The sequence below is a fragment of the Xanthomonas sp. NCPPB 3570 genome (assembly GCF_056725115.1).
This window is the reverse complement of the sequence record NZ_CM161513.1, coordinates 145,427-170,000: the sequence shown is the minus strand read 5'-3', so window position 1 is coordinate 170,000 and position 24,574 is coordinate 145,427. Positions and strand designations below refer to the sequence as shown.

Genomic DNA, 24,574 nt, shown 5'->3' with positions numbered 1-24,574 from the left:
CATCGCTGTGGCCGCAGTCAACGGCGCACTACATCTGGAGGCGGCGCAACTGCGCCTGGCACAGCCGGTGCTGGTTTGGCCGACGCTGTCGTGGCAGGCGCTGTTCGGGATCGCGCTGCCGCTGTTCGTGGTGACGATGACCTCGCAGAACCTGCCTGGGGTCGCGGCGATCCGCGCGTCCGGTTATGCAGTGCCGATCTCGCCGACCATCGGCTGGATCGGCGTGGTCAACACGCTGCTGGCGCCGTTCGGCGCCTACGGGCTGAACCTGGCGGCGATCACCGCGGCGATCTGCATGGGCCGCGAAGCGCAGGAAGATCCGCAGCGGCGCTACATGGCCGCGGTGTTCGCCGGGCTCTTCTATGTGCTGATCGGCGTGTTCGGCGCCACCGTGGCCGCGCTGTTCGCGGCCTTTCCGCGGGAGCTGGTGATGGCCATCGCCGGCGTCGCGCTGTTCGGCACCATCGGCAACAGCCTGGCCTCGGCCTTGCGCGAGGAACACGAGCGCGAGCCGGCACTGATCGCGTTCCTGGTCACCGCGTCGGGCCTGTCGCTGTTCGGCATCGGTGCGGCCTTGTGGGGCCTGCTGGCCGGCGCGGCGACGCTGGCGCTGTGGCGGCGCACGCGCTGAGCGTGCGCCGCGGACGATGACTCAGCGCGGATCGCGCAACTGCAGCAACCAGTGGCTGGACACGCCGGAGTGGTCGGGCAGCGGTTCGAAGTCGAACTGGCGGTGCACGGCCGTGGTGCCGTCCACGCGCAGCGGCAGGGTGACGTAGGCCGCGCGCCCCTGCCGCAGCAGGGTGTCGATGCGCTGGGTCTCGGCCGACACGGCATCGCTGGCGTACAGCCGCTCCAGGTCGCAGCCGATCAGGTCGGCGACCTCGCGCTCGTACAGTGCGGCGAAGGCCTCGTTGACGAAGGCCAGGCGGCTGGGCCGCGGGCCGTCGCCGCGCTCGACGATCGCCACCGGTTCGCGCAACCGCGACAGTGAGGCCTCCAGCAGGGCGAAATCCTGCTGGAAGCGCTTGCGCTCCATCAGCTCGATCAGCACCCGCAGGCTGCGCGCCGACTCCAGGCTGATCGGCGACCACGGCAGCGCGCGGCCGCGCACGGTCTCCTGCCACAGGTCGAAGCTCTTGCGCGGCGACAACCGCGAACCGGCGATGTCCTGCAGCTTGGCCAGCTGCGGATTGCCGGCCCAGTTGACCGTGCGTACCTGCTCGCGACGGGTCCACAGCAGGGCGCTGCGCGCCTGCGGCATCAGCGGCACGAAGATGAAGCCGGCCGCCAGCGGCGCCAGATCGGCCAGCGCCGGGAAGGTCTCGCCGATCTGGTCCGAGTGCAGCGCGCCGACCGCGTCGTGGCGCAGCGCTTCGTGATGGGTGGATTCGATCTGTTCGCGGATCCGCGCCAGGTCCTCGGTCGACGGCAGCATGCCGTGGCGGGTGACGTGGTCGCCATGGAACACCGCCACGCCGTCGGCATCGACCACGTCGAGCAGGTCCGAGGCCATCTCGTCGAGCATGGGCGCGGTCAGCATCTCGGCGTCGTTGAAGTTGGTGATCAGCTTCTCGCGCACGGTCAGCAGCACCGACTCGGTACGCGCGCGCGCCACCGCGGTGATCGCACCGATGCGCCCGGCCAGGGCGCGGCTCAGCGCATCGGCGACATCGCGCATCTCGTGGTTGCAGAAATACGGGCGGTAGTGGTGGCAGGCGATCAGCCCCCACAGCGCGTCGTTGACCACGATCGAGGCCACCAGGGTAGCGGTGACGCCCATGTTGGCCAGGTACTCCAGGTGCACAGGCGAGACGCTGCGCAGGCTGACGTCGCTCAGGTCAACCGGCGCGCGCAGGCGCGGATGCAGGGTGGGCTGGATCGGCGACGGCACATAGCCGACGTTGGCGATCTGGCGCACGCGGTTGCGCAGGTACAGCGCGCGGGCCTGCGCCGGAATGTCGCTGGCCGGATAGTGCAGGCCGAGATACGGCTCCAGCTCCGCCGCGCGCGCTTCGGCGACCACGTCGCCGTTCCAGTCGTCGTCGAAGCGATAGATCATCACCCGGTCGTAGCCGATCAGGCTGCGCAGGCTCTTGGCGGCGCGCTGGCAGGCGTCCTCGATGCTCTGGTCGGTCTCCAGCCGGCGCAGCACCGGCAGCGCTTCGCGCAGGGTGGCGTCGGCCAGCGGCGCATCGCGCGGCTCCAGTTCCAGCAGCCACTGTTCCGGATACAGATGCCAGGCGCCGACCCAGCGCTGCGTCGCGGCCGCGTCCTTGAACCCCACTTCGACATAGGCCAGGTCGCTGCGCTCGGCCGCGTCGGGCAGCAGCCGCGTGCGCGGATCCTCCAGCACGAGCAAGGCGTCGTAGCGCTGTCCGAGCAATGCGTCCAGGGGCCGGCCGAACAGGTCGGCGGCGCTGGCGCTGGCCTGGACGATGCGCCCGTCCTGCGGCTCGATCACCAGCAGCACGCCGTGCGGCTGCACCGATCCAGGAATATGGATGGGCTCGCGTGCGCAGGCGTCCATGTCCAGGGGCACGACGATGTCGCTCATGCGGCGATCTCCAGGGCGAAGTGGGTATGGAAGTGCGCGAACATGGCGCGGGCGCCGTCGACCGCGGCCTGTCGCAGCGGCGCGCTCGGCAAGGCTAGCTCCAGGCGCTGCTGGAAATGCCGCCAGGCGGCCGGGTCGGCATGGCCGAGTTCGAAATAGGACAGCGCCGGGGCGACGGCGGGCAGGGTCTGCCGCAGGTGCCGGGCGATCACTCGGCCGCCCAGGCGGGAACCTTCGACCACGTAGAGCATGCCCCAACGCGCGCCGGCGTCGGCGGCCGGCGGCAGCGGCTGCGGCGCTGGCGGGGTTGCCTGCAGGGCATGCAGATCCTGCGCCAGCAGCGGGGTGCGCGGCTGGTACCGCCACTGCGCATCGCCGCAATGGCGCAGCCAGGCCGCTTCGCGCTGCTCCCAGCCGGCCAGCACCGCGTGATGGCGGCGCAGCACCTGCACGTAGGCGGACAGCGACAGCGTCGGGTCCATCAGCGCGCGCATCGCCGGCAGGTCTTCCACGGCCTGGTGCTGCTGCGCAGTGGCCTCGCGCAGCAGGCGCGCAGCGGTCAACGGCAGGGCGGTTCCGTCGGGAGGGGACATCATGCAGGCGACTGGTACAGCAGCCGGCCGGCCGCGACGAAAGAGAGGACACAGCGTAACAATCGCGACCGCGCGGTGCCAGGCGAGACCGCGCGGGAGCCGCGACGCCCATCCCAGCAAGCTGAGCCGTTCATGCCGGCCGCGCTGCCTGCGCAGCGCCTCAGCCGGCAGCCACCCCGGCAGCCGGCACCCGCGCACGGCGCCAGGCCACGATCCAGCCGCCGCCCAGCAGCAGCGCCGCCAGCAGCCACGGCACGCCGGGGAAATGCAGCAGCGCGTGCGGGCCGATGAAGGCGGCGAACACCCATGCGTACAGCAGCGGCCCGATCACCCCGGCCAGACTGACCAGGCTCATCAGCGCGCCCTGGATGCGCCCCTGCGCATCGGCGCCGACATGGCGGGTGACGATCGCCTGCGCCGCCGGCCCGGCCACCGCCCACAGCGCGCTGATCGGCACGCCGAGCAGGAACAGCGCGCCGCTGCCGGCCACGCTGTAGATGGCGAAACCGATCACGCCGCAGCCCAGGCCGAACAGCAGCGCGCCGCGCTCGCCGAAGCGGCGCACCACCCGCGCCACCAGCACGGCGTTGACCACGATGCTGCACACGCCGACCAGGGCCAGCACCCAGCTGACCTGTTTCGGTCCCCAGCCGAAGCGGTAGTCGGCGAACAGCACGAAGATGCTCGGGTAGACGTAGTGCGCCAGATTGGCCAGGAAGATCACCGCGGCCAGCGCGAACACCTGCGGGTAGCGCTGCAGCAGGCGCAGCGCGCCGAACGGGTTGGCGTGCGCCCAGTCCACCCGCGCGGTGCGGCGCTCCGGCGCCAGCGATTCGGGCAGCACCCACAGGCCGTAGAGGAAGTTGAGCAGGGCCAGCCCGGCGGCGAACCAAAACGGCGCGCGCAGGTGCAGGCTGCCGAGCCAGCCGCCGAGCAGCGGGCCGACCACGAAGCCCACCCCGAACGCGGCGCCGATGATGCCGTAGGCCTGGGCGCGCTTGTCGGCCGGGGTGATGTCGGCGATGTAGGCGTTGGCCGAGGTGAAGCTGGCCGAGAACACGCCGGAGACCATGCGCGCCAGCAGCAGCACCGGCAGGCTCTGCGCCAGCGCCATCACCATGAAGTCCACGCTCAGCCCCAGGCACGAGGCCAGGATCACCGGGCGCCGGCCGTAGCGGTCGGACAGCGCGCCCTGCAGCGGCGAACTCACGAACTGCAGCGCGGCGAACAGGAAGCCGAACCAGCCGACCCAGCGCGCCGCGGCAGCGAAGTCCCCGCCGGTAAAGCCGCGCACCAGCGTGGGCAGCACCGGAATGATGACGCCGAAGGACAGCACGTCGATCAGTAGGGTGACGAAGATGAAGGCGACCGCAGCGCGGCGTGAGCGGACAGCGGGAGTCGGAGCGTGCACGGCGGGCCTCCTGGCGGACGCGGCAGTGTAATCGGCGCCGCTGCGGGTGCGGGAGGTCGGAGTGGACAGGGCCGCGTGCCTGCCGCCTCGCGGTGGCTGGGCTGGGTGCGGTTGGCGCAATCTGATCGCGAGCGGCGGAGGTCATCGCGTCGGGACTGAAGTCCCTCCCACAATGGGGGTGCGGCTTGGCCGGTTGCAGGTGGAGGCCGCCCCCTTCTTGCATCGCCGGTCCAATTGCATCGCTCGGTGCAGGCGCGGTGTCGACTGCGACCGGCCGGGATCACCCTGTCGGGACTGAAGTCCCTCCCACAACAGCGTCGCGACTGGGCGAATTGGCCCGGAACTGAGGCCCTCTACCCCGAGCGACTCCCCTCTCCCGCCGGGAGAGGGGTCGGGGGTGAGGGTCCGGCGAAGGCAGCGGCGCCACTCATGCCACCAAGGCGCGGCGGCGCAGCAGTTACGGCTGGGCCGTCACTAATGCCAACTACCGTTCCGCAGCGGGCGGCGCCACCGTCCGGCCGGGGTCACTCGGCCGGGGTCACAACGCCACGACGGAAATCGTCTGCTGCAGCACATGCTGGGCGCCCGGGGCCAGTTCGATCACCTCGGGCCCGGCGTTGGCGGCCTCCAGGCACACGAACTGGCGCCAGTGCGGGCCGACGTCGGCCATCTTCTGCGCGCCGGCCTCGCCCGGGTTCCAGGCCACCAGGGTGCGGCTGCCGGTGGTGGCGATCTCGATGCGGCGCTGCAGGCCCGGGTCCAGCAGGATGTAGCGGCCGCCGGAGCCGGTGTAGATGCGGTCGCTGCGGCCGGGGTCGCGCGGATCCTGCAGGCTCCAGTCGCCATGCTGGCGATGGGCGGTGGCGTAGTTCTCGAACTTGTCCAGGTACTCCAGGCCGTCCAGGCCCTGCACCCGCACCTGGGTGGCGTCGGCGACGCGGAAGTAGTTGTGCAGCGCCTGGGTGAAGCGGGCCGGCGCGGTGCCGACGTTGTCGGTGACCAGGCGCTGCTCCAGGGTGGCGCCGATGCGCAGCTGCATGCGCAGGCGCAGCGGCAAGTCGTCGAAGTCCGGCGGCGCCAGGGTCAGGACCAGCGTGCCATCGGCCTCGCGCCGCGCGTCCTGCAGTTGCCACAGCACGGTGCGCACGAAGCCGTGCGCGGGCACGGCGTCGCTCTGGCCCTGGCGGCCGAAGTACGGCCAGCACACCGGGGTGCCGCCGCGGATCGGGGTCGGCGTGGGCTGCGCGCTCGGCGACAGCCACAGCGCGTCGGTGCCACCCTTCGGCACGAACGACAGCACCTGGCCGCCGAACAGGCTGATCGCGGCGGTGGACTGCGGGGTCTCCACCAGCAGCGAGGGATAGCCGTGGAAGTCGCCTGTGCTCAGGCCGGGGACGTCGGACATGGGATGGATGCTCCGTGGCGCGGGGGATTGGGCGAAGGCCGGGTAGGCGGCCGGCAGCCGGAACGCGGTGGGCGGCATGCCGCCGAATGGCGTCTTTGTCGGTGTCGGTGCGGGTGCAGGCGACGATGCCGGTGCAGGCGATTGCGGCGGCGTGGCCGGTGTCGGTGCGGGGGCCGCAGGCGCGCCGCCGGCCTCGCGGCGCAGCGCGTCGAGGATGCGTTGCCCGGCGCGGCCGTCGGCCGGCTGCAGGCCCAGGCGCTGCTGCTCGGCCTGGATCGCGCGGCGGGTGGCGGTGCCGATGGCGCCGTCGGCCTGGCCGATGGCGTGGCCGCGCGCCAGCAGCAGGGTCTGCAGTTCGCGCCGCTCGGGGCGGCCCAGGCCGGGGTCGTCGGTCGGCCAGGCGGCGACCAGCCCGGGCTTGCCGCGCAGCCGGTCGGACAGCAGCGCGATCGCCAGCGCATAGCTTTCGGCGGCGTTGTAGGCGTAGATCGCGTCATAGTTGCGGAACACTAGGAACGCCGGGCCGTGCACGCCGGCCGGGATCAGCACCGCCGCCGGGGTCTGCGCTGCCAGCGCCGGCAGCGCACTGCCATCGGCGGCGGTGAGGCCGCGCGCGCGCCAGTCCGACAACGGCCGGCGCTGGGTGCGCCCGGCCAGCGCCGGGTCGAAACCGTCCGGCAACTTCACTTCCAGCCCCCACGGCTGGCCGCTCTGCCAGCCGGCCAGCTTCAGGTAGTTGGCGGTGGACGCCAGCGCATCGGGAATGCTGGCGACCAGGTCGCGGCGGCCGTCGCCATCGCCGTCCACGGCGACGCGGGCGTAGGTGCTGGGCATGAACTGGGTGTGGCCGAAGGCGCCGGCCCAAGAGCCGGTCAGGCCCTCGGGGCGCAGGTCGCCGGCCTGCAGCAGCTTCAGCAGCGCGAACAGTTCGCTGCGGAAGAACGGCTGGCGGCGGCCTTCGCAGGACAGGGTCAGCAGCGACACCAGCAGCGGGCGCTTGCCGGAGATACGACCGTAGTCGCTCTCCACGCCCCACACCGCGACCACCGTCTCCGGGTCCACGCCGTACTGTTGGGCGACCTGCGCAAGCAGGTCGCGGTGCGCGGCGAGCATGGCGCGGCCGTCGTCGATGCGCTGGCTGTCGACCAGCCCGGCCAGATAGTCCCAGATCGGCGTGGTGAATTCGGGCTGGGCATCGAGCAGCGGCAGCACGCTCGGATCAGGCTGCAGGCCGGCGGTGAAGCGATCGAACGACGCCTCGGCGACGCCCGCCTTCGCCGCGGCCGTGCGCAGGCCGGCCACGCAGCTGGCGAAGGCCGGATCGGGCGTGGACGGCGCCGCCGCGGGTGGGGTCTGCGCCAGCGCGCACGGGGCCGCCAGCAGCAGGATCCAGGCCAAACGCATCATCGCAACATCCTCGCCGACGGCAGGGCCGACATCATAAACAACCGCCGCGTGTGCACTCCGCTCACGCGGTGTGGGCGGAAGACGGCGCGCGACCGGCACTGCATTCTGCGTGTGGCTTGGTTGGCAGATCGCGCGACGCGGAGCCTCGGCAGGCATGGCGTTCGCTATCCACAGCGCTCGTTCCAAGCGCAAGAGGACCGACGACAGCCCTGCGAACGAACGGGCGGAGCGCGGTCGTCCGCACCGCCAACGCGACGCGTGCCGGTTCAGTCCAGCGCGTCGAGGTAGTACCAGCGCCCGTCCTTGCGCACGAAGCGGCTGTGCTCGGTCATGCGCACGGCACTGCCGCCGCCGATGCGATAGCGTGCCAGGAAGGCGACCTCGGCGCTGTCGGCACCGGTCTGCAGCACGCGCTGCACGGTGAGGCCGAGCCAGACCGTGCGCGGGTCGATTTCCACCTGCGGCGGGCAGGTGGACGGATGCCAGCTCGCACGCAGGTAGTCGGCGTCCTGGCGCACGTAGGCGCTGTAGCGCGAGCGCATCAAGGATTCGGCATCCGGCGCCGCGGTACCGGCATGGTACGGCCCGCAGCACTGCGCGTAGTCGCGCGGACGGCCGCAGGGGCAGGGATCGGCAAGGCGCGGGGCGGACGGTGGCATGTGCCGATTGTGACGGCTGGCGCGGCATCGCGCACGCCGCGCACGCGTTGCGGACGGTGGCGGCTATGCTTGCGGCCCCTTGCGCGGAGCGCCGGCGTGCTCGAGTCGATCCCCACTGAATTGCCCTGGCTGCTGTGCATCGCCTTCGTCGCCGGGCTGGTGGACGCGGCGGTGGGCGGCGGCGGCCTGATCCAGTTGCCCGGGCTGTTCGCGACCCTGCCGCAACAGGCGCCGGCGGTGGTGCTGGGCACCAACAAGTTCAGCGCCATGGCCGGCACCGGCACCGCCGCCTGGCGCTACGCGCGCCATGTGCGCCTGCCGTGGCGGCCGGTGCTGTACGCGACTGCGACGGCGTTCGTGTTCGCCTTCCTCGGCGCCACCGCGGTGAGCCTGCTGCCGAAACAGGCGGTGCGCCCGCTGATCCTGTTGCTGCTGATCGCGATGCTGGGCTACACGCTGGTCAAGAAGGACTTCGGTGCGCTGCACCGGCCGCGCCACATCGGGCGCCGCGAACTGGCCATCGCGCTGGCGATCGGCGCGGCGATCGGGTTCTACGACGGCTTCTTCGGCCCGGGCACCGGCAGCTTCCTGATCTTCCTGTTCATCCGCTTCTTCGGCCTGGATTTCCTGCGCGCCTCGGCCGCGTCGAAGGTGGTGAACCTGGCCACCAACCTGGCGGCGCTGTGCTTCTTCGTGCCCAGCGGCAAGATCCTGCTGGCCGCGGCGGTGCCGATGGCCGTGGCCAACGTGGCCGGTGCGGTGACCGGCACGCGGCTGGCGCTGCGCGGCGGCACGCCGCTGATCCGGCGGTTGTTCCTGGTGCTGGTGGTGGTGCTGATCGGCAAGATGGGATGGGATCTGCTGCACTGAGTGCAGCGCGGTTGCCGCGTGCCTGTCCTCCCAACGCGGCGGCTGCGCGCGTGCCCGTGGGCACACGCGGGCCAGCACCGGCTCAGCCGTCGCGGCGCTTGGCGGTCGCGGGAGGCGTCTTGCGCGCCGCAGGCTTGGCAGCCTTGGCCGGCTTCGCAGGCTTGCTGGCTGCGGCAGCTTTCGCGGTCTTCGCTGACGCCGACCGCGTGGCGGGCTGAGTTGCCGTGGACGGACGTGCCGCCGCTGCGGCGGACTTGCGTGGCGCCTTCGCCGACGCGGCCTTGGCAGCAGGCGTCGTGGCAGCCGTGCTGGCAGGTTTGCCGGGCGTCGCTGGCGAGGTCTTGCGCGCGGTCGGTGGTTTGCCGCCGTTGCCGCGGCCATCGTCCGCCTTGCCGGATGCGCGCGCCGGCGTGGCAACGGCGTCTGCGGTGGCCTCCGCGGTTGCGTCCGCTGCGGCAGCGGTCGGCGGCAGCGGCAGCTCGGCGCCGGCCGGGTCCACCACGGTGGCCGACTCCACCGCAGGCGTCGTCGCCTCGTTGCGGCTGCGCTCGGGCAGCTTCAACCGGTGCGCCTGCTCGTCGTATTCGATCAGCAGCACGCCGGAGTTGTGGCGGCCGCTGATCTCGACGAAGCAGGCGCCGCCGATGAACGGCTCCAGCGTCATCACCGATTTCAGCGGCGTGGCCACCACCATCTGAAAACCGAAGTTCTCGAAGATGTTCATCGCCAGCGCGGTGAACTCGTTGTCGGCCTTGTCGAACGCCTCGTCCAGCACCACCGCGGCGTAGCGCGGCAGTTCGCCGTCCTCGCCGCCGAGCTGGTAGCGCAGCGCCGCGGCCAGACAGGTGGTGGCCAGCTTCTGGCGCTGGCCACCGGACTTGCCGGCGCCGCTGCGGTAGATCTCCACCTGCGCGCGGCTGTCCGCGTCCAGTTCCACGCCGACGAACTCCACGTGCTGGCGCACGTCCAGCACCTGCTCGCGCCAGCGCCGCAGTTCCGGCTCCTGCGCGCCGAGCCGCTGCACCAGCCCGCGCAGCATGGCGAACTGCGCCTCGGCAAGGGCGCGGTCCTCGGTCTGCTGATGGCCGAGCACGGCGCGCAACTGCTGCTGGAACTCCTGCACCTCGAGCAGGCGCCGGTCGCTGACTTCGATGGTCAGCAGGGTGCCGCGGTTGAACGGCACCTGCTCCAGGCTGGCGTTGACTTCGTCCATGCGCTGCTTGATCGCCTTGTGCGCTTCGGCGGTGTAGCGCTGCAGGGCCAGCAGATTGTTCTTGCTCTGGGTCTGCAGCAGATCGAAGAAGCGGCCTTCGTGGCGCGGCAGGCCGTCGCTCTCCAGGCGCTGCAGGCGCGCCAGGAAGTCGTCGGCGCTGGCCAGGCTGACGGTGAAGTCGCCGCTGTCCTCCGGCCACTGCTGGCAGTAGCGGCGGAAGCAGTCCAGCACCTGCTGACTCAGCCGCGCATCCTGCGCCTGGCTCTGCGCCAGCTGTTCGCCGAGCCCGCGCTCGACGCTGCGCAGATGCGCCTCCAGGTTGTCCAGGCTCAGCGGCGGCAGCGCCGCCAGCCGCGCGTCAAGCCCCGCCACCTGCGCCGGGCCGATCACCGCGGTGGCCACGCGTGCGGCGCAGGTCTCGCGCTGCGCTTCCAGACGCGCGCGCTCGCGGCTCACCTGCGCGCGCTCCAGGCGCACGTCCTCGTAGGTGCGGCGCGCCTGGTCGCGGCGCGCGCGGACGGTGGCGATCTGCTCGCCCAGCGCACGCAGCGCGGTGTCGCCTTCGCGCAACTGCAGCAGTTGCTCGGCGATGTCGCTCAGGCGCTGCAGCTTGGGCGCCACGTCGATCTCGTCCCACTCGCGCTCGGCCAGGGTATGCGCGGCCAGTTGCCGGCCCTGGTCCTGTTCGCGCTGCTTGCGCAGGGCGGCGACGTCGGCGTCGCAGGCGGCGATGCGCTGCGCCAGGGTCTGGCCCTCGCGCTCGTAGACCTTGAGCTTGTCGCGGTTGTCGTAGCCGAGCAGCCAGCGCTTGCGGTCGCCGACCGCGTGGCGGTCGTCCTTCTCGTAGCGGTCGCCCGGATGCTTGACCTGGCCCTCGCGGGTGATCGCACGCTCGGCGTCGCGCAACTGCGCCACGGTGTCCACGCAGGTGTAGTCGAAGCGCCGCGCCAGTTCCTGGCGCAGCCACGGGGCATAGGCGTGGTCGCGCAGCTCCAGCTTGCGCAGCAGCGACTTGGCATCGGGCTCGCGCTGTTGCAGCGGCGCGTTGTGGCGCACGCGGAAGTACACCAGGCGGGTGCCGAGCTGGGTCTTGTTGACCCAGTCGGCGACGCTGGCGTAGTGGCGTTCGTCGACCAGCAGCGACTGCGCGAAACCGTGCAGCACGCGCTCGATCGCGCCGCGCCAGGCAGCCTGCTCGGCGTCCACCTGCACCAGCTCGCCGACGAACGGCAGGGCGGCTTCGGACAGACCGGTCTCGGCGCACAGCCGCGCGCGCAGCGCCTGCATCGGCGCAGGAATGCTCGAGGGCGCCTTCAGCAGCGCCTCGATCTCGGCGCGGATGACCGCGAAGCGGCGCTCGTCCTCGCGGCGCTCGGCCATGCGCTCGGCGATCGCTTCGTCCAGGCTGCTGGCCTCGCCGGCGACGCCGTCGCGCAGCGCGCGCGCTTGCGCCACCTGCTCGGCAAAGCCGGTGGCGCTGCCGGCCAGGCCCATGCCGAGTTGGCGGCAGGCCTGTTCGACCTGACTGCGGCGGCGCATGCGCTCGTCGCGCTCGCGCTCGACGCGGCCGCGTTCGCGCTCCAGCGCCTCGACCTGTTCGCCGCCCTGCGCGCGCTGCTGGGTTTCCAGCTCGGCCAGGGTCTGCTCGTGGTTATCCAGCGCTTCGCGGCGCTGCCCTTCCTCGCCGGCCAGGCCGCGGTCCTGGGTGTCCAGTTCCTGCAGGCGCGCGTCCAGCAGGCCCAGGCGGCGCTGCTCGCGGTAGCCGTCGATGCCCAGCTGCAGTTCGCGCAACTCGCCGACGCTGTGGCGCAACGCCAGCAGTTCGGCGTGGTAGTCGCGCGCCGGGGTCAGGGTTTCCACCTGGCGCCGCGCGGTCACCACCGCGTGGTGCGCGCCGTCGAGTTCGGCGAAGTCCTCGACCAGGCGGTCGGCCGCCTCGAAGGTGCGCGGCTCGTCGAGCATGAAGCTGCGCAGGAAGGCGTTGAGGTCGCCCAGGTTCTTCGCCGACTGGGTCTTGTGCAGCAGCCGCAGCGCCATCTCGTTGCCGATGCCGAGCAGGTGGCGGAAGCGCTCGGCGTAGCCGGCGAAGCTGTCGAAGTGGTGCACGTCCTCGCCCAGGCGCAGCTTGAGCCGGCGCAGGTCCAGGTCGAAGCCGTCCAGCTCGGCGGCCACGTCGAAGCCGCGCGGCACCACCATGTAGTGCTTGCGCACGTCGGCCGCGGCGGTGCCGCTGCCGGCGATCCAGAACAGCCGCACCAGGCTGACCGCCTGGCCGTGGGCATTGCGGTACTCCAGCGCCAGCGCCGACCAGGTCGCGCCCTTGCGCAGGTACTGGGTGGCGATCTCGCCGGAGGCGCTGTCCTGCTGGTCGGCCCAGGCGCCGCGCACGTAGGACACCAGGCTGCGGTCGCGGCCGCTGCGCTCGGCCTCGCGCGCGGCGGCGTTGAAGTCGACGATGCTCGGCGGCGTCAGCAGCGCCGACATCGCGTCGAGCAGGGTCGACTTGCCCGAACCGGAGCGGCCGACGAACAGGAAGCCCTTCTCGGCGATCGGCACGTCGGTCAGGCCGTTGAAGGTGCCCCAGTTGTGCACCTGCAGGCGGCGCATGCGGTATTGCTGCGCGCGTTGCTCGGCCAGGGTCTCGGCGAACAGGGACGGGGCGACGGGGACGGTGGACGATTCGGACAGGGACGTCATCGGGAACTCATCGGAAAACGGGGACGGCCGCCACGGCGGCCAGCGCTCAGGGCCTGGCCGGCGCTAGACGCGGGCGGCGCGCGGGCGCAGGCCAGTCATGGCGCCGCCTCGGCCGCGCCCTCGCGCAGGCCGCGGTAGGCCGTCGCCAGCGCCTGCACGTCCTCCGCCGAGAACAGCAGCTTCAGCGCCGGCGAGACTTCGTAGCGGTCCTCGCTGCCGCGCAGCTTGGACAGCAGGTGGTTGTCGCGCATCTTGGCGATCGCCGCCAGCACCCGCCGCGCGAAACCGGCGCGGTCAGTGGAGACGTTCTTCTCGTACACCGACAGCACTTCCAGCAACTGCGCCTCGTCGACCACCGCGCGCTCGCCGCGGGTATCGGCCTCGGCCAGTTGCTGGCGCAGGAACAGCAGCAGCACCGACTCGATGAAGGTCAGCGGCGCGGTGCGCAGCAGCGCCGGGGTCTCCAGTTCGCCGGTGTCGGCCTGGCGCGCGAACGCCACGCCGCCGTCGCGGTCCAGCACCAGTTCCAGGAACAGTTCGCTCAGCACGCGGCGGATCGCCGCCTCGTGGCGCAGCAGCGCCGGCCACAGCGGGCCGTGGCGGTAGGCGTCGACGCTGGGGCCTGAGAGCAACTGGCACAACGCGCGCCGCGCCTCCAGCGGCAGGCTGCCGCTGTCGCCGGCGAACAGCGCGGTGCCGCCATCGGCCGCAGCGGACGTGGCGGCGGCCGCGGCGACATCGCCGGCATCGGCGTCGTGGCCGTGGAATTCGTCAGACCAGCTCATTGCGTTTTTCCTTGGTGAACCACACCAGCGGGATGCGTGCGCGCCGGACCTGGCCGTCGCCGCCTTCCCATTGCACCGCTTCCCATTCGCCGTCGACGACTACGCCGTGGCGGGTGCCCAGCGCCAGGTAGCCGATCACGCTGCCCAGGCCCTGCGCCGCCGGGCGCTGCCGCAGCGCCTCGCCGATGCTCAGTTGCGGCTGCCGGCCGAGCAGGTCGTGCAGGTCGTTGCGCAGGCCGCGCAGGTCGATCTCCGATTGCGCCACCAGATCGCCGACGCTGTCCAGCGAGATCGTCGCCGCCTCGGCCGCCTGCACCCGCCCGTCCACCTGCTGGCTGCGCGGATCGTGCAGGCGCCACTGCGACAGCGAGCGCAGCCGCGCGCTGCTCAGCGGCAGCACGTAGCCGGTGGCGGCGGTGGCATGCAGGTGGTCGCGCAACTGCAGCGCCTCGCCTTGCGCCTGCTTCAGCAACTGGTTGAGCCGGCGCTGCTCCAGGTAGCCGCGGCTCTGCACGAAGCCGCGCAGGCTGCGCGCGAAATGCTGCATCACCTCGTGTACCTGGCCGCCGCGTTCGAGCAGGGTGCCGGTGAGCCCGCGCAGGAAGGCGCGCTCGTGGCGGTCCAGGCGGCGGGCAAAGCCGCGCGCCAGCAGCGCTTCCAGCGCCGCATCCAGCTGCACGCTCTGCTCGGCATCGTTGAGCAGGCTCCAAAATGCCTGGAAACTGCGCCCGGCCTCGCTCTCGCCGATCACGTCGATGCCGGCGAACAGCTTCTCCAGCACGTCGCCGCGCGCGCCCTCGTCATCGATGATGCGCTCGCGGAACTCGCGGTTGAGCCGCTCGAAATCGTCGCGGACGCGGCGGAAATCCTCGGTCAGGTCGTCGGACAGGCGGATGATGTCGCGGGTGCGTTCCAGCGCGCGCTTGCCGTCCAGCGCAGCCAGCTTGCCGGCGGCCACGCGCTCGATCTCCGCGTCCAGGCGCTCGCGCTCGGCGCGCAGCGCGGCCAGGCGTGCGTCCGGATCGGTCTCGGTCTGCCCGGCCAGTTGCACCAGCTGCTGGATCACCAGCGACAGCCGGCTTTCGGTGGCCACGCTGGCGCTGTCGCGCACGCCGGCGATGAAGCGGATGGCCTGCGCCGCCTGCCGCGACAGTTCGTATTCTTCCTGCGCGTCGCCTTCGGGCAGGCGCCGCTCCAGCCAGCCCTGCGCCAACCAGTGCGCCACGTAGGCCTGGGCGGTGCGCGGCAGTTCGCGCGACAGCTCGTCGTCCTTCAGCGCATCGAGCTGGCGCTGCAGGCGTTCGTGCAGCACATCCGCCGGCAGCCGCCGCTGGGCGTCGCCGAGCAGGGTCTGCAGCAGGCCGATCAGCTCAGGGGCATGGTCGGCGGCGAGCAGCTTCCACAACGGCTGTTCGCGCAACTGGCGATAGCCGGCGATCCGGACATGCGGCTTCATGCAGGAACCGACCGCCATCGTATCGGCAAGACTCAGCGCGCCCGCTCGATGAAGCGCAGGAATTCGGCGCGGGTGCGCGCGTCCTCGCGGAAGGTGCCCAGCATCTTCGAAGTCACCATGCTGACGCCGCGCTTGTGGATGCCGCGGGTGGTCATGCACTCGTGCGCGCCTTCCACCACCACGCCCACGCCCAGCGGCTGCAGCACGTCCTGGATGCACTGGGCGATCTGCGCGGTCATCTTCTCCTGCACCTGGAAGCGCCGCGCATAGGCCTCGACCACCCGCGCCAGCTTGCTGATGCCCACCACCTTGCCGCGCGGCAGGTAGCCGACGTGGACCTTGCCGATGATCGGCGCCATGTGGTGTTCGCAGTGGCTTTCGTACTCGATGTCGCGCAGCACGATCAGCTCGTCGTAGCCGGCCACCTCCTCGAAGGTGCGCAGCAGGTACTCGCGCGGGTCGGCGCGGTAGCCGCTGAACCAGTCGCCATAGGCCTCGGCCACGCGTCGCGGGGTATCCAGCAGGCCCTCGCGGCTGGGGTCCTCGCCGGCCCAGCGCAGCAGGGTGCGCACCGCGTCTTCGGCCTGCGCCTGGGTCACCGGGGAAGTGGAGTTGTTGTCTGGATCGGCCATGGGGGGAACGCCCGTGAGGGGGCTGCATGGTACCCGAGTCGCCTCGCAGCCGCCGCATGCGCGGCGCCCGCGCGCGGGGCGGCCCGGCCGACGCGGGGTTCACCGTTCAGCGTGCGGCCGCGCCACGCCCGGGTGGCGCCTGCACCGCCCGGGCCACCCCCGCGCCGGTCAGCGCCGACGCGCGTGCATCTCGCCTTCGTGGTCCAGCCAGTTGCTGCCCTTGTTGGTCAGGAAGAATACGTACACCAGCAGCGACACCGCGATCACCGCCGTGGCGTACCAGACGAAGGTGGTGACGTGGCCGGTCTTCAGCGAGGCCTGGTACAGCAGCGGCGCGGTGCCGCCGAAGGCCGAATTGGCCAGCGCATAGCCCAGGCCCACGCCCAGCGCGCGGATGTGGGTGGGGAACAGTTCGGCCTTCACCACCGCGTTGATCGAGGTGTAGCCGGTGAGGATGACGAAGCCGGCGGTGAGGATGGCGAACGCGCTCAGCCAGTCGCTCTGCTTCGGCAGCTCCAGCACCAGGAACCAGGTGTAGAGCACGCCGCCGATGCCGAAGAACACCAGCAGGGTCTTGCGCCCGATCAGGTCCGACAGCCAGCCGCCCACCGGCTGCATCAGCATCAGCACGATCAGCGCGGCCAGGTTGATGATGGTGCCGGCCATCACGTCGTCGCCAGCGAAGGCGGTCTGGATCATCTTCGGCCCGGTCACCGAGTAGGTGTAGAACGCCACGGTGCCGCCGGCGGTGATCAGGAAGCACAGCAGCAGCGGGCGCCACTGGTGCACGAACAGCTCGCGCAGCGAGCCGGAGGACCTGTCCTTGCCCTGCTTGGCCGCGGCGATGGACTCGGAGGTCAGCGACTCGTCCATCGTGCGCCGCAGCCAGAACACCACCAGCGCACCGATGCCGCCCAGGCCGAAGGCCACGCGCCAGCCCCATTCGGAAATCTGGCCCTTGTCGAAGAAGTGCAGCATCCCGAACAGCACCGCCTGCGCCAGCACATGGCCGCCGACCAGGGTGACGTAGTGGAAGGAGGACAGGAAACCACGCCGCCCCGGGATCGCCGCCTCGGACATGTAGGTGGCGCTGGTGCCGTACTCGCCGCCGGTGGCGAAGCCCTGCAGCAGGCGCGCCAGCAGCAGCACCACCGCCGCGGCGCCGCCGATGCTGGCCACGGTGGGCGTCACCGCGATCAGGAACGAACAGGCGGCCATCACCGACACCGACACCGTCAGCGCCAGGCGCCGGCCGTAACGGTCGGCGAAGCGGCCGAAGTACCACGCGCCGATCGGGCGCATCAGAAAGGTCACCGCGAAGATCGCCCACACGTACAGCGTGGCGTTCTTGTCCTCCTTGGAGAAGAACTGCGACTCGAAGTAGGTGGCGAACACCGAGTAGACGTAGACGTCGTACCACTCCACCAGGTTGCCGGCCGAGCCCTTGAGCGTGTTGGACACCGAGCGGCGCAGGCTGCCCGGTGCGGCGGCGGCGGACGAAGAAGTGGGTGCACTCATGCGGTGGGCCTCATGGATGGACGTGCGGAAGTGTAGACAGGCGCGTGCGAGGATCCTGTCGCGACGGCGGCCACGCCAGGCGTGCGCGCCATGCCCTCATTGCGCCTGCGGCGCGGCGAAGGCCTTGCTGTACATGCCCGAGCGATCGAAGCAGCAGACCCGCCGCTTGCCCGCAACGAGCATGTCGCAGGTGCTGGCGATGCGCTTGACCCGCGTCTGCGCCTGCTTGCCCGCGCCGATCCAGAAGATCCAGTCGCGGCGCGCCACCGTGGTCAGCGTGTCCCATGCCGCGCGCGCGGACGGATGCGCGGCCAGCGCGAGCGCCAGATCGTCGGGCACCGCCGGTTCCGGCTCCACCGCCACCGGCGCGATCTCCAGGGCCACCGTGGTGCCGACCTCGGCTGCCACGGCCGCGCGCAATGGCGCCTCCACCCGCAACCAGTGACCACCGTGCCCATCCGGCTGCAACGTGGCCTGGAACGGATGCCCGGCGAACAGGCCCTCCACGCTGGCCAGGCCGCGCGTCGGCAGGGCCGCGCTGGCCGCCGCGGGCAACCGCAGGAAATACCAGGTCGCGTCGGGCGGTGCGGCCGGACGCAGCAAGGTCGCCTGGAAGCGGATCGGGTCGGGAGTGCCGGTCATGCGCGGACCATAGCACCGGGCATGGGCCTGGCCATGCTGCACCTGCGCGCGGCGGTGGCGCGGCGCGACCCCGGTCCTGCCGGGCAGCGAACGCAGCGCGCTGCCCGACGCGGGCCGCCGCCATCGGCGCCGCAGACAGGCACAGCGTCACGTTCTCCGCACCGCGCCGCGGACACCCAGGCACCCTCCCTTCAGTTCGACCCGGCATCGCCGCTATTCATGCGCCGGCCCCGGGACCAGCGCGATGCGCGCGTCACACGGGCGCAGGCAACCTGCCTGCCCGTCCGCCGTCACCCACCGTCGATCCCTCTTCCTTCCCCCACTCCCCCGATCCCATGCACGTCCTTTCGCATCTGCGCATCGGCCAGCGCCTCGCGCTCGGCTTCCTCACGATCATCGTGCTGATGGTCCTGCTCACCGTGGTCGGCATCCAACGCGTGCACAGCATCGACCGGCGGCTCACCGCGATCAACGAAGTCAACAGCGTCAAGCAGCGCTACGCGATCAACTTCCGCGGCAGCGTGCACGACCGCGCCATCGCCCTGCGCGACGTGGTGCTGCTGGACGATGCGGCCAGCCGCCAGGCGACCGAGCAGACCATCGACAAGCTGGCCGGCGACTACGCGCGCGCCGCACAGCCGCTCGACGCCCTGCTCGCCGCCTCCACCGACGCCCAGGAAAAAGCGATCCTGCAGCGCATTCAGGGCATCGAGGCGCGCACCATGCCGCTGATCGCGCAGGTGCGGCAGCTGCGCGATGCCGGCGACACCGTGCAGGCGCAGGCGCTGCTGCTGCAGCAGGCGCGCCCGGCGTTCGTCGACTGGCTGGCCAGCATCAACGCCTTCATCGACCTGCAGGAAGCCAAGAACCGCCAGGCCGCCAAGGAGGCGATGGCCACCGCGCGCGGCTTCGCCCTGCTGATGGTCGGCTGCACCGTGCTGGCGCTGCTGCTGGGCACGCTGATCGCCCTGCTGCTCACCCGCCGCGTGGTCCGCCCGCTGCGGCAGGCGCTGGGCCTGGCCGAGCGCATCGGCGCCGGCGACCTGAGCAGCCCGGACACCGCCACCACCCACGACGAAGCCGGGCAGTTGCTGCGCGCCATGCAGCAGATGCAGCGGCGCCTGCACGAGGTGATTTCCGCGCAGCGCGAGATGGCCGCGCGCCACGACGCCGGCGCCATCAGCTACCGCATGGACGCGCAGCGCTTCCCCGGCGAATACGGGCGCATGGTCGCCGACACCAATGCGCTGGTCGACGCGCACGTGCAGACCCAGTTGCGCATGACCGAGGTGATGGGCCGCTACGCCATCGGCGACCTCAGCCAGGACATCGCCCAGTACCCCGGCGAGAAGGCCGCGATCACCGCGGCGATGCACCAGGTCAAGCAGAACCTGCACGCGATCAACGTGCAGATCCAGACCCTGGCCGAAGCCGCCTGCGCCGGCAACTTCGCCCACCGCGGCCAGCCGGAGCGGTTCGAGCACGCCTTCCGCACCATGGTCGAGAACCTCGACACCATGATGGCCACCGCCGACGCCAACTTGGCCAAGTTCTCTGAGCTGCTGCGCTGCATCGCCGACGGCGACCTCACCGTGCGCATGCGCGGCAACTTCCATGGCGTGTTCGCCGCCATGCGCGACGATGCCAACAGCACCGTGCACCGCCTCACCGACATCGTCGCGCACATCCAGCGCACCACCAACAGCATCGGCTTCGCCGCCGAGGACATCGCCAGCGGCAACCAGGAGCTGGCCAAGCGCAGCGAGCAGCAGGCGGCCAGCCTGGAAGAGACCGCCGCTTCGATGGAGGAGTTGACCTCCACCGTGAAGCAGAACGCCGAGCATGCCCAGCGCGCCAACCAGCTGGCGCTGGGCGCGGCTGGCGTGGCCAGCGAAGGGCGCGACGTGGTCGGCCAGGTGGTGGCGACCATGGACGGCATCCAGGCCGCCTCCCGGCGCATCGCCGACATCATCGCGGTGATCGACGGCATCGCCTTCCAGACCAACATCCTCGCCCTCAACGCCGCGGTGGAAGCCGCCCGCGCTGGCGAGCAGGGCAAGGGCTTCGCGGTGGTGGCCGCGGAGGTCGGCACGCTCGCGCACCGTTCGGCCGGCGCGGCCAAGGAGATCAAGACCCTGATCGACGACTCGGTGCAGCGCGTGGCCCACGGCGCCACGCTGGTGCACCAGGCCGGCGCCACCATGGACCAGGTGGTGGCCAGCGTGCAGCACGTCACCGACCTGATGGGCCAGATCTCCGCCGCCTCGCACGAGCAGGCCAACGGCATCGCCCAGGTCAACCAGACCATCGCGCGCATGGACGAGACCACCCAGCAGAACGTGGCGCTGGTGGAAGAAGCCAGCACCGCGGCGCGCTCGCTGGAAGAGCAGTCCGCGCAACTCACCCAGGCGGTGGAAGTGTTCAAGGTCGGCGCCTACGTCTGACCACGCGCGGGCGGCCGCGCGGTGCGCCCAGGCGGGCGACGCGGGCTGGCCGCCCCCCAGCGCGTGAACGCCAGGTGTCGGGCGATGCCGGCCATCGCATCGGTTGTCATGGCCGGGGTCGGCGCAGGCGGTACGATGGCGGCCTCCCACGTTCGCCCCCTCCCCGGAACCGCATGAAGGCTGGCCTCCCCGACGCCGCCGCGACGGCATGAGCCGCGCGTCGCACCGCGCGCCCGTCGCTGCGGAGACCCGCAGCGAACGCTGGCAGCGCTGGATCGCCTGGCTGCTCAGCGCGCTGCTGCACGTGCTGATGGCGCTCGCCCTGCTGTACGCGGCCAAGCCCACCATGTCCACGCCGCAGGGCGCGGCCGGCGGCAGCCGGATCCGCGTGGACTTCCTGGGCGACAGCGACAAGCCGGTGACACCGCTGCCGCCCAAGCCCAGCCCGCCGCCGGCGTCCGCTGCGCCCAAGCGCACGCGGGCCACCACCACCGTGCAATCCACCCTGGTCGCCCAGTCCGACGACCCGGTGCCGCCGCCCGATCGCGTCGACACGCCGAAAGCGGCGGACACGCCCGCGCCCGCCCCGGCGCCGCAGCCGCGCCCGGCACCGCCGGCTCCCACCCCACCCACGGACGCCCCGGCGCCGAGCTCGGCGCAGACCGCCGACAGCAATCCGCCGCCGCCGACCGAGCGCCGCCCGCAGACCTGGACCGGGCGCCCACCCGGCGCGCTCGACACCGACACCGCGCCGGACAACAGCGGCCTGGCCGCCGGCCCCGGCAGCCGCGGCAACCGCCACGACATGGACGCGGCCCAACCCAGCCTGGAAGTGGGTGGCTACCTGGTCTATTACGACCTGGGCAGCGAGAGCCAGCTGCGCACCTGGCAGCAGCAGGGCATGAAAGAGATGTTCATCCTGCTGCCCGGCACTCAGTACCGCATGGTCTGCCCGCTGGAGATCGCGCTGACCCGCGGCTCCGGCAAGTGCCGCGCCCTGCCGCCGGATTCGCCGGAGTTGAAGGACATCGGCGATGCCCGCCAGGTCATCAGCATGCTGCAGGTCTACCACCAGGGCGAGCTGGTCTGGCGCGGGCCTGGGCCGTATCGCTGAGTTGCTGTGAGCGAGGGATCGATGCGTCCGACTTCAGTGCAGTCGGGACTGAAGTCCCTCCCACAAGGAACGACCCTCTGTCAGCACTCCCGGCAGCACTGACATCGCGGACAAGCGCCCCGCCCCCCCGTAGGAGCGGCTTCAGCCGCGACGCCTGAAGCCTCGGGCATAGCCGACATCACTGCCGTCGGGACTCAAGGACACCTCTAATAAGGCGTTATTGCCGCGGCGCGGCATGATGTCTTGTCTCGATTGTGGGAGCGGCTTCAGCCGCGACAGGCATTCCCGGTAACGCCCGTCGCGGCTGAAGCCGCTCCTACGAATGCGCTTCGTTGTTGTCAGAGGTGCCCTGAAGTCCCTCGCACAACGAGCGACCAGTCTTCCGCACTGCCGCCAGCGCCAGCACTTGAACCACACACCACGCGATACGCCGGCTGCAGGAGCGGTGTCAACCGCGACCTAGGCGCTGCGAGGGAAAGCCTGCACAGCGTCCGCGCCCGAAGCAGCACCACCCGGCGCCCTCACGCCCGCTTTGCATTCGCCGCCGGCGCCGTTGCTAGAGTCTGCCCGCGCCGCCGCGGCCGCCTGTCCCTGCCTTGCTCGGGACCGCCCGGTTCGGCGTCTTTCCTCCATTGAAGGAGTCTCGACATGCCTTGGAAACTTCCCCTCGCAACGCTCGCCCTCGCCGCCGTCGCCCTGCCCGCGCTGGCCCAGTCCGATCGGCAGGTGGTCGAGGACATGCTGACCCGCTCGGCCAACGTCTGCCCCGGCCACAGCACCGAGCGCACGTCCCCCACGGTAAAGGCCGTGCCGGTGGGCGCGCTGCGGGTGATGCTCGATCGCGGCCTGGTGATGTGCCCCGATCGGCGCCTGGACGCCACCGCCCCGGCCGTGTTCTACGGCAGGCTCGGCGTGTTCGCCTGGAACCCCGAAGTCGCCGCCGGCTCCAGCGTGATCGTCAAGCAGATCGACGCAATGACCCGCAAGGACGAATACCCATCCGAAACCCTGGTGTGGGACGCCAAGGGCACCGCGCTGAAACAGCAAACCGTGCCCGCGTTCGAACCCAAGCCCGGCGCCACCGTGCTGTACCAGGTGCGCTGACCCCGTTCCGCTGGCCCGCGTGCGGTCCAGCAACGTCGATCGCAGCCGGCGGCCCGCAAGGTCCGCCGGCTTTTTTGTGCCGCGGCGCGAGTTCCACCGCGACCGTGCACGGCGACAGACAAGACACGCCGTGACGCGCACGACGTCGACAATGTCCTATTTCTGTCCTTCGCTGCTCATGCGTTTCCTGGCAGCGGACAATACTCGGATCATCAGACGCGATTATCCATCGCCACCCTCCGATTATCTTAAAATCAAGATTATTAACTTCTGAAAAGTCCGCTTCAGAAGCGTAGACAAATTCCCGCAACGTGCCCGCAGCCGGCCGAAACAGCGGAATTCGGCTGGATTCGCGCGAAACCATGCGGATCTTTCATCCTTTCCTCGTCGCCACTGTGGCGCAGCGCACGCCGCAGCATCGATGGATCGCGGCATTTTCCGACGCGATGTGTCGTGAAATTCCATCAGGTGCGATGCGAATCAATACCGCAGCTAAATATTATCTCGACGTGTCGCAAAAATAATGCGAACGACATAGTAGCGTTTGCGCCCTCCCCCACCCCCCCCGGGCGACCGGGATTCGACACGAGGATGTTTCCATGGCCACACAGCGGAATCGGCTGGCGCTGCACGCACTTTCCCTCATCGGCATCGCGGGCGCGTTGCTGCCCATCGCCGCCACGGCGGCGCCGGCGCGCGGCACCCTGCTCAAGAGCAATGTCCTGACCAGCTATACCCGCCAGGCGATCGGCACGCTGCTGGCCAACGACCAATCCCCCGACCAGGCCAAGTGCGACGTGCGCGTGGCCGAGTTCACCTACGCCACCATCGGCGTCGATGGCGAACCCACCACGGCGTCGGCGGCGCTGCTGGTGCCGGGCGGCAGCCAATGCCCCGGTCCGTTCCCGCTGGTGAGCTACAGCCAGGGCACCGAGTCGCAACGCCGCGCCGAGCAGGCCAAGGAGATCCGCGACGCCAAGGGCGACGACACCATGGTCACCCACCTCGCCACCCAGGGCTACGTGGTGGTGAGCAGCGACTACCTCGGCATCGGCCAGTCCACCTACGCGTTCCACCCCTACCTGCACGCCGCGTCCGAGGCCAGTTCCACCATCGATGCGATGCGTGCCGCGCGCCAGGTGCTGCAACGGCTCAACACCCCGCTGTCGGGCAAGGTGATGCTGACCGGCTTCTCGCAGGGCGGGCATGCCGCCATGGCCACCCAGCGCGAGATCGAAGCGCACCTGTCCAACGAGTTCAACCTGGTCGCCAGCGCGCCGATTTCCGGCCCGTATGCGCTCAGCCAGACCTTCCGCGACAGCTGGAGCGGCCGCAACGCGGTGGGCGAGAACACCTTCGGCATCGTGCTGGCCAGCTACGCCATCGTCGGCATGCAGCACACCTACAAGAACATCTACCTCGACCCGTCGCAGGTGTTCCAGGATCCGTGGGCCAAGCAGGTGGAGAAGCTGTTCCCCGGCAACCAGAGCCTGACCGACCTGGTGCTCGGCGACACCCTGCCCGGCGTGGACAAGATCCGCCAGTACTTCCAGCCCGGCTTCTACAACGACTTCGCCAGCAACGCCAACGACCCGTTCCTGCGCGACCTGGAGCGCAACGACCTGCTCGACTGGGCGCCGCGCACCCCGACCCTGCTGTGCGGCTCGGACAACGACGCCACCGTGCCGCTGAAGAACGCCACCACCGCCATCGCCGCGTTCAAGGCGCGCGGCAGCAACCAGGCGACCGTGCTCGACCTGGGCACCGGCAAGCCCAGCGACAACAGCGCGCTCGAGCACCTGTTCACCGAAGACGCCTGCACCATCGCCGTGCGCCAGCAACTGTTCGACACGCTTCGCTGAGGTCGCGGCGGGCGACGACGCAGGCGCACTCCTCCCCCGGCGCCTGCGATCGTCCGTCCCGCTGGCTGCCACGCCTGGGCGCAGGCGTGGCAGCGTTTTTGTGTGCGGTGCGAGCGGCGCACGTGCCGGCGTCCCGCGGCGAGGTTGGCGATGCGGATGAAGGCGCGTTGTGCGTCGCGACGCCGCGGCGGAGACGCCGACGCTG

Annotated in this window: 18 protein-coding genes (1 of these 18 only partly in view); 7 read left to right on the top strand and 11 right to left on the bottom strand. The window is 71.0% G+C overall.

Annotation, left to right across the window (positions count from 1 at the left end):
* Nucleotides 1-631: the 3' portion of a benzoate/H(+) symporter BenE family transporter gene (locus AC1PLR_RS00760; protein WP_481102341.1), read on the top strand. Its footprint begins 548 nt before the window's first position; the window shows 631 of its 1,179 coding nt (coding positions 549-1,179); the start codon falls outside the window, past its left edge; its stop codon occupies nucleotides 629-631.
* 21 nt (nucleotides 632-652) lie between these two features.
* Here AC1PLR_RS00760 and bphP read toward each other — a convergent pair whose 3' ends face one another.
* From bphP to AC1PLR_RS00735, 5 genes are all read right to left on the bottom strand, one after another.
* Complete coding sequence (gene bphP, locus AC1PLR_RS00755) at nucleotides 653-2,557, bottom strand: bacteriophytochrome BphP (RefSeq protein WP_481102340.1); 1,905 nt, start codon at nucleotides 2,555-2,557, stop codon at nucleotides 653-655.
* The gene (locus tag AC1PLR_RS00750) at nucleotides 2,554-3,153 is read right to left on the bottom strand and encodes a biliverdin-producing heme oxygenase (RefSeq protein WP_481102339.1); all 600 of its coding nucleotides are present in this window, start codon (nucleotides 3,151-3,153) and stop codon (nucleotides 2,554-2,556) included. Before AC1PLR_RS00750 ends, bphP begins: the two co-directional genes overlap by 4 nt.
* A gap of 157 nt (nucleotides 3,154-3,310) precedes the next feature.
* The gene (locus tag AC1PLR_RS00745; RefSeq protein ID WP_481102338.1) at nucleotides 3,311-4,561 is read right to left on the bottom strand and encodes a TCR/Tet family MFS transporter; all 1,251 of its coding nucleotides are present in this window, start codon (nucleotides 4,559-4,561) and stop codon (nucleotides 3,311-3,313) included.
* A 538-nt stretch (nucleotides 4,562-5,099) separates the two neighbouring features.
* Nucleotides 5,100-7,370, bottom strand: coding sequence for a lytic murein transglycosylase (locus tag AC1PLR_RS00740; protein WP_481103657.1), 2,271 nt, complete (start codon nucleotides 7,368-7,370; stop codon nucleotides 5,100-5,102).
* Between the two features lie 269 nt (nucleotides 7,371-7,639).
* Nucleotides 7,640-8,032 (bottom strand): YchJ family metal-binding protein, encoded by a 393-nt coding sequence (locus AC1PLR_RS00735; protein ID WP_481102337.1) that lies wholly within the window; start codon nucleotides 8,030-8,032, stop codon nucleotides 7,640-7,642.
* A 96-nt stretch (nucleotides 8,033-8,128) separates the two neighbouring features.
* On the opposite strand from AC1PLR_RS00735, the gene AC1PLR_RS00730 reads away from it, so the two are divergent.
* Nucleotides 8,129-8,902 carry a sulfite exporter TauE/SafE family protein gene (locus AC1PLR_RS00730; RefSeq protein WP_481102336.1) on the top strand — a complete coding sequence of 258 codons (774 nt, stop codon included), beginning with the start codon at nucleotides 8,129-8,131 and terminating at the stop codon, nucleotides 8,900-8,902.
* 82 nt (nucleotides 8,903-8,984) lie between these two features.
* Here the strand turns inward: AC1PLR_RS00730 and AC1PLR_RS00725 are convergent, their stop codons facing one another.
* From AC1PLR_RS00725 to AC1PLR_RS00700, 6 genes are all read right to left on the bottom strand, one after another.
* Nucleotides 8,985-12,812: an ATP-binding protein gene (locus tag AC1PLR_RS00725; protein WP_481102335.1), complete on the bottom strand. Its 3,828-nt coding sequence runs from the start codon at nucleotides 12,810-12,812 to the stop codon at nucleotides 8,985-8,987.
* 95 nt (nucleotides 12,813-12,907) lie between these two features.
* A complete protein-coding gene (locus AC1PLR_RS00720; RefSeq protein WP_209248009.1) occupies nucleotides 12,908-13,597 on the bottom strand; it encodes a DUF4194 domain-containing protein in 690 nt (229 codons plus the stop codon).
* Complete coding sequence (locus tag AC1PLR_RS00715; RefSeq protein WP_019801640.1) at nucleotides 13,584-15,053, bottom strand: DUF3375 domain-containing protein; 1,470 nt, start codon at nucleotides 15,051-15,053, stop codon at nucleotides 13,584-13,586. Before AC1PLR_RS00715 ends, AC1PLR_RS00720 begins: the two co-directional genes overlap by 14 nt.
* Nucleotides 15,054-15,085: 32 nt before the next feature.
* Entirely contained in the window at nucleotides 15,086-15,685 is a 600-nt protein-coding gene (gene folE / locus AC1PLR_RS00710; protein ID WP_481102334.1) for a GTP cyclohydrolase I FolE, read from the bottom strand.
* A gap of 168 nt (nucleotides 15,686-15,853) precedes the next feature.
* The gene (locus tag AC1PLR_RS00705; protein ID WP_010340853.1) at nucleotides 15,854-17,203 is read right to left on the bottom strand and encodes an MFS transporter; all 1,350 of its coding nucleotides are present in this window, start codon (nucleotides 17,201-17,203) and stop codon (nucleotides 15,854-15,856) included.
* A 96-nt stretch (nucleotides 17,204-17,299) separates the two neighbouring features.
* Complete coding sequence (locus tag AC1PLR_RS00700; protein ID WP_481099525.1) at nucleotides 17,300-17,845, bottom strand: YdeI/OmpD-associated family protein; 546 nt, start codon at nucleotides 17,843-17,845, stop codon at nucleotides 17,300-17,302.
* Between the two features lie 335 nt (nucleotides 17,846-18,180).
* Here AC1PLR_RS00700 and AC1PLR_RS00695 point away from each other — a divergent pair, with 335 nt between their 5' ends.
* From AC1PLR_RS00695 to AC1PLR_RS00675, 5 genes are all read left to right on the top strand, one after another.
* Nucleotides 18,181-20,289: a methyl-accepting chemotaxis protein gene (locus AC1PLR_RS00695; protein ID WP_481102333.1), complete on the top strand. Its 2,109-nt coding sequence runs from the start codon at nucleotides 18,181-18,183 to the stop codon at nucleotides 20,287-20,289.
* A 208-nt stretch (nucleotides 20,290-20,497) separates the two neighbouring features.
* Nucleotides 20,498-21,403 carry a type II toxin-antitoxin system RelE/ParE family toxin gene (locus tag AC1PLR_RS00690; RefSeq protein ID WP_481102332.1) on the top strand — a complete coding sequence of 302 codons (906 nt, stop codon included), beginning with the start codon at nucleotides 20,498-20,500 and terminating at the stop codon, nucleotides 21,401-21,403.
* 648 nt (nucleotides 21,404-22,051) lie between these two features.
* On the top strand, nucleotides 22,052-22,507 hold the full coding sequence (locus tag AC1PLR_RS00685; protein ID WP_019799272.1) for a hypothetical protein: 456 nt from the start codon (nucleotides 22,052-22,054) through the stop codon (nucleotides 22,505-22,507).
* A gap of 311 nt (nucleotides 22,508-22,818) precedes the next feature.
* Nucleotides 22,819-23,031 carry a hypothetical protein gene (locus AC1PLR_RS00680; RefSeq protein WP_481102331.1) on the top strand — a complete coding sequence of 71 codons (213 nt, stop codon included), beginning with the start codon at nucleotides 22,819-22,821 and terminating at the stop codon, nucleotides 23,029-23,031.
* Between the two features lie 75 nt (nucleotides 23,032-23,106).
* Nucleotides 23,107-24,369, top strand: coding sequence for an alpha/beta hydrolase family protein (locus AC1PLR_RS00675; protein WP_481102330.1), 1,263 nt, complete (start codon nucleotides 23,107-23,109; stop codon nucleotides 24,367-24,369).
* Nucleotides 24,370-24,574: the final 205 nt, after the last annotated feature.

Excerpts from the sequence above, each read along its gene's own strand:
- AC1PLR_RS00690 (WP_481102332.1), top strand. The coding sequence starts at position 20,498 with ATGAGCCGCGCGTCGCACCGCGCGCCCGTCGCTGCGGAGACCCGCAGC.
- AC1PLR_RS00735 (WP_481102337.1), bottom strand. The coding sequence starts at position 8,032 with ATGCCACCGTCCGCCCCGCGCCTTGCCGATCCCTGCCCCTGCGGCCGT.
- AC1PLR_RS00725 (WP_481102335.1), bottom strand. The coding sequence starts at position 12,812 with ATGACGTCCCTGTCCGAATCGTCCACCGTCCCCGTCGCCCCGTCCCTG.
- AC1PLR_RS00740 (WP_481103657.1), bottom strand. The coding sequence starts at position 7,370 with ATGCGTTTGGCCTGGATCCTGCTGCTGGCGGCCCCGTGCGCGCTGGCG.
- AC1PLR_RS00715 (WP_019801640.1), bottom strand. The coding sequence starts at position 15,053 with ATGAAGCCGCATGTCCGGATCGCCGGCTATCGCCAGTTGCGCGAACAG.
- AC1PLR_RS00700 (WP_481099525.1), bottom strand. The coding sequence starts at position 17,845 with ATGACCGGCACTCCCGACCCGATCCGCTTCCAGGCGACCTTGCTGCGT.
- AC1PLR_RS00685 (WP_019799272.1), top strand. The coding sequence starts at position 22,052 with ATGCCTTGGAAACTTCCCCTCGCAACGCTCGCCCTCGCCGCCGTCGCC.
- AC1PLR_RS00720 (WP_209248009.1), bottom strand. The coding sequence starts at position 13,597 with ATGAGCTGGTCTGACGAATTCCACGGCCACGACGCCGATGCCGGCGAT.
- bphP (WP_481102340.1), bottom strand. The coding sequence starts at position 2,557 with ATGAGCGACATCGTCGTGCCCCTGGACATGGACGCCTGCGCACGCGAG.
- folE (WP_481102334.1), bottom strand. The coding sequence starts at position 15,685 with ATGGCCGATCCAGACAACAACTCCACTTCCCCGGTGACCCAGGCGCAG.
- AC1PLR_RS00750 (WP_481102339.1), bottom strand. The coding sequence starts at position 3,153 with ATGATGTCCCCTCCCGACGGAACCGCCCTGCCGTTGACCGCTGCGCGC.
- AC1PLR_RS00695 (WP_481102333.1), top strand. The coding sequence starts at position 18,181 with ATGCACGTCCTTTCGCATCTGCGCATCGGCCAGCGCCTCGCGCTCGGC.
- AC1PLR_RS00705 (WP_010340853.1), bottom strand. The coding sequence starts at position 17,203 with ATGAGTGCACCCACTTCTTCGTCCGCCGCCGCCGCACCGGGCAGCCTG.
- AC1PLR_RS00675 (WP_481102330.1), top strand. The coding sequence starts at position 23,107 with ATGGCCACACAGCGGAATCGGCTGGCGCTGCACGCACTTTCCCTCATC.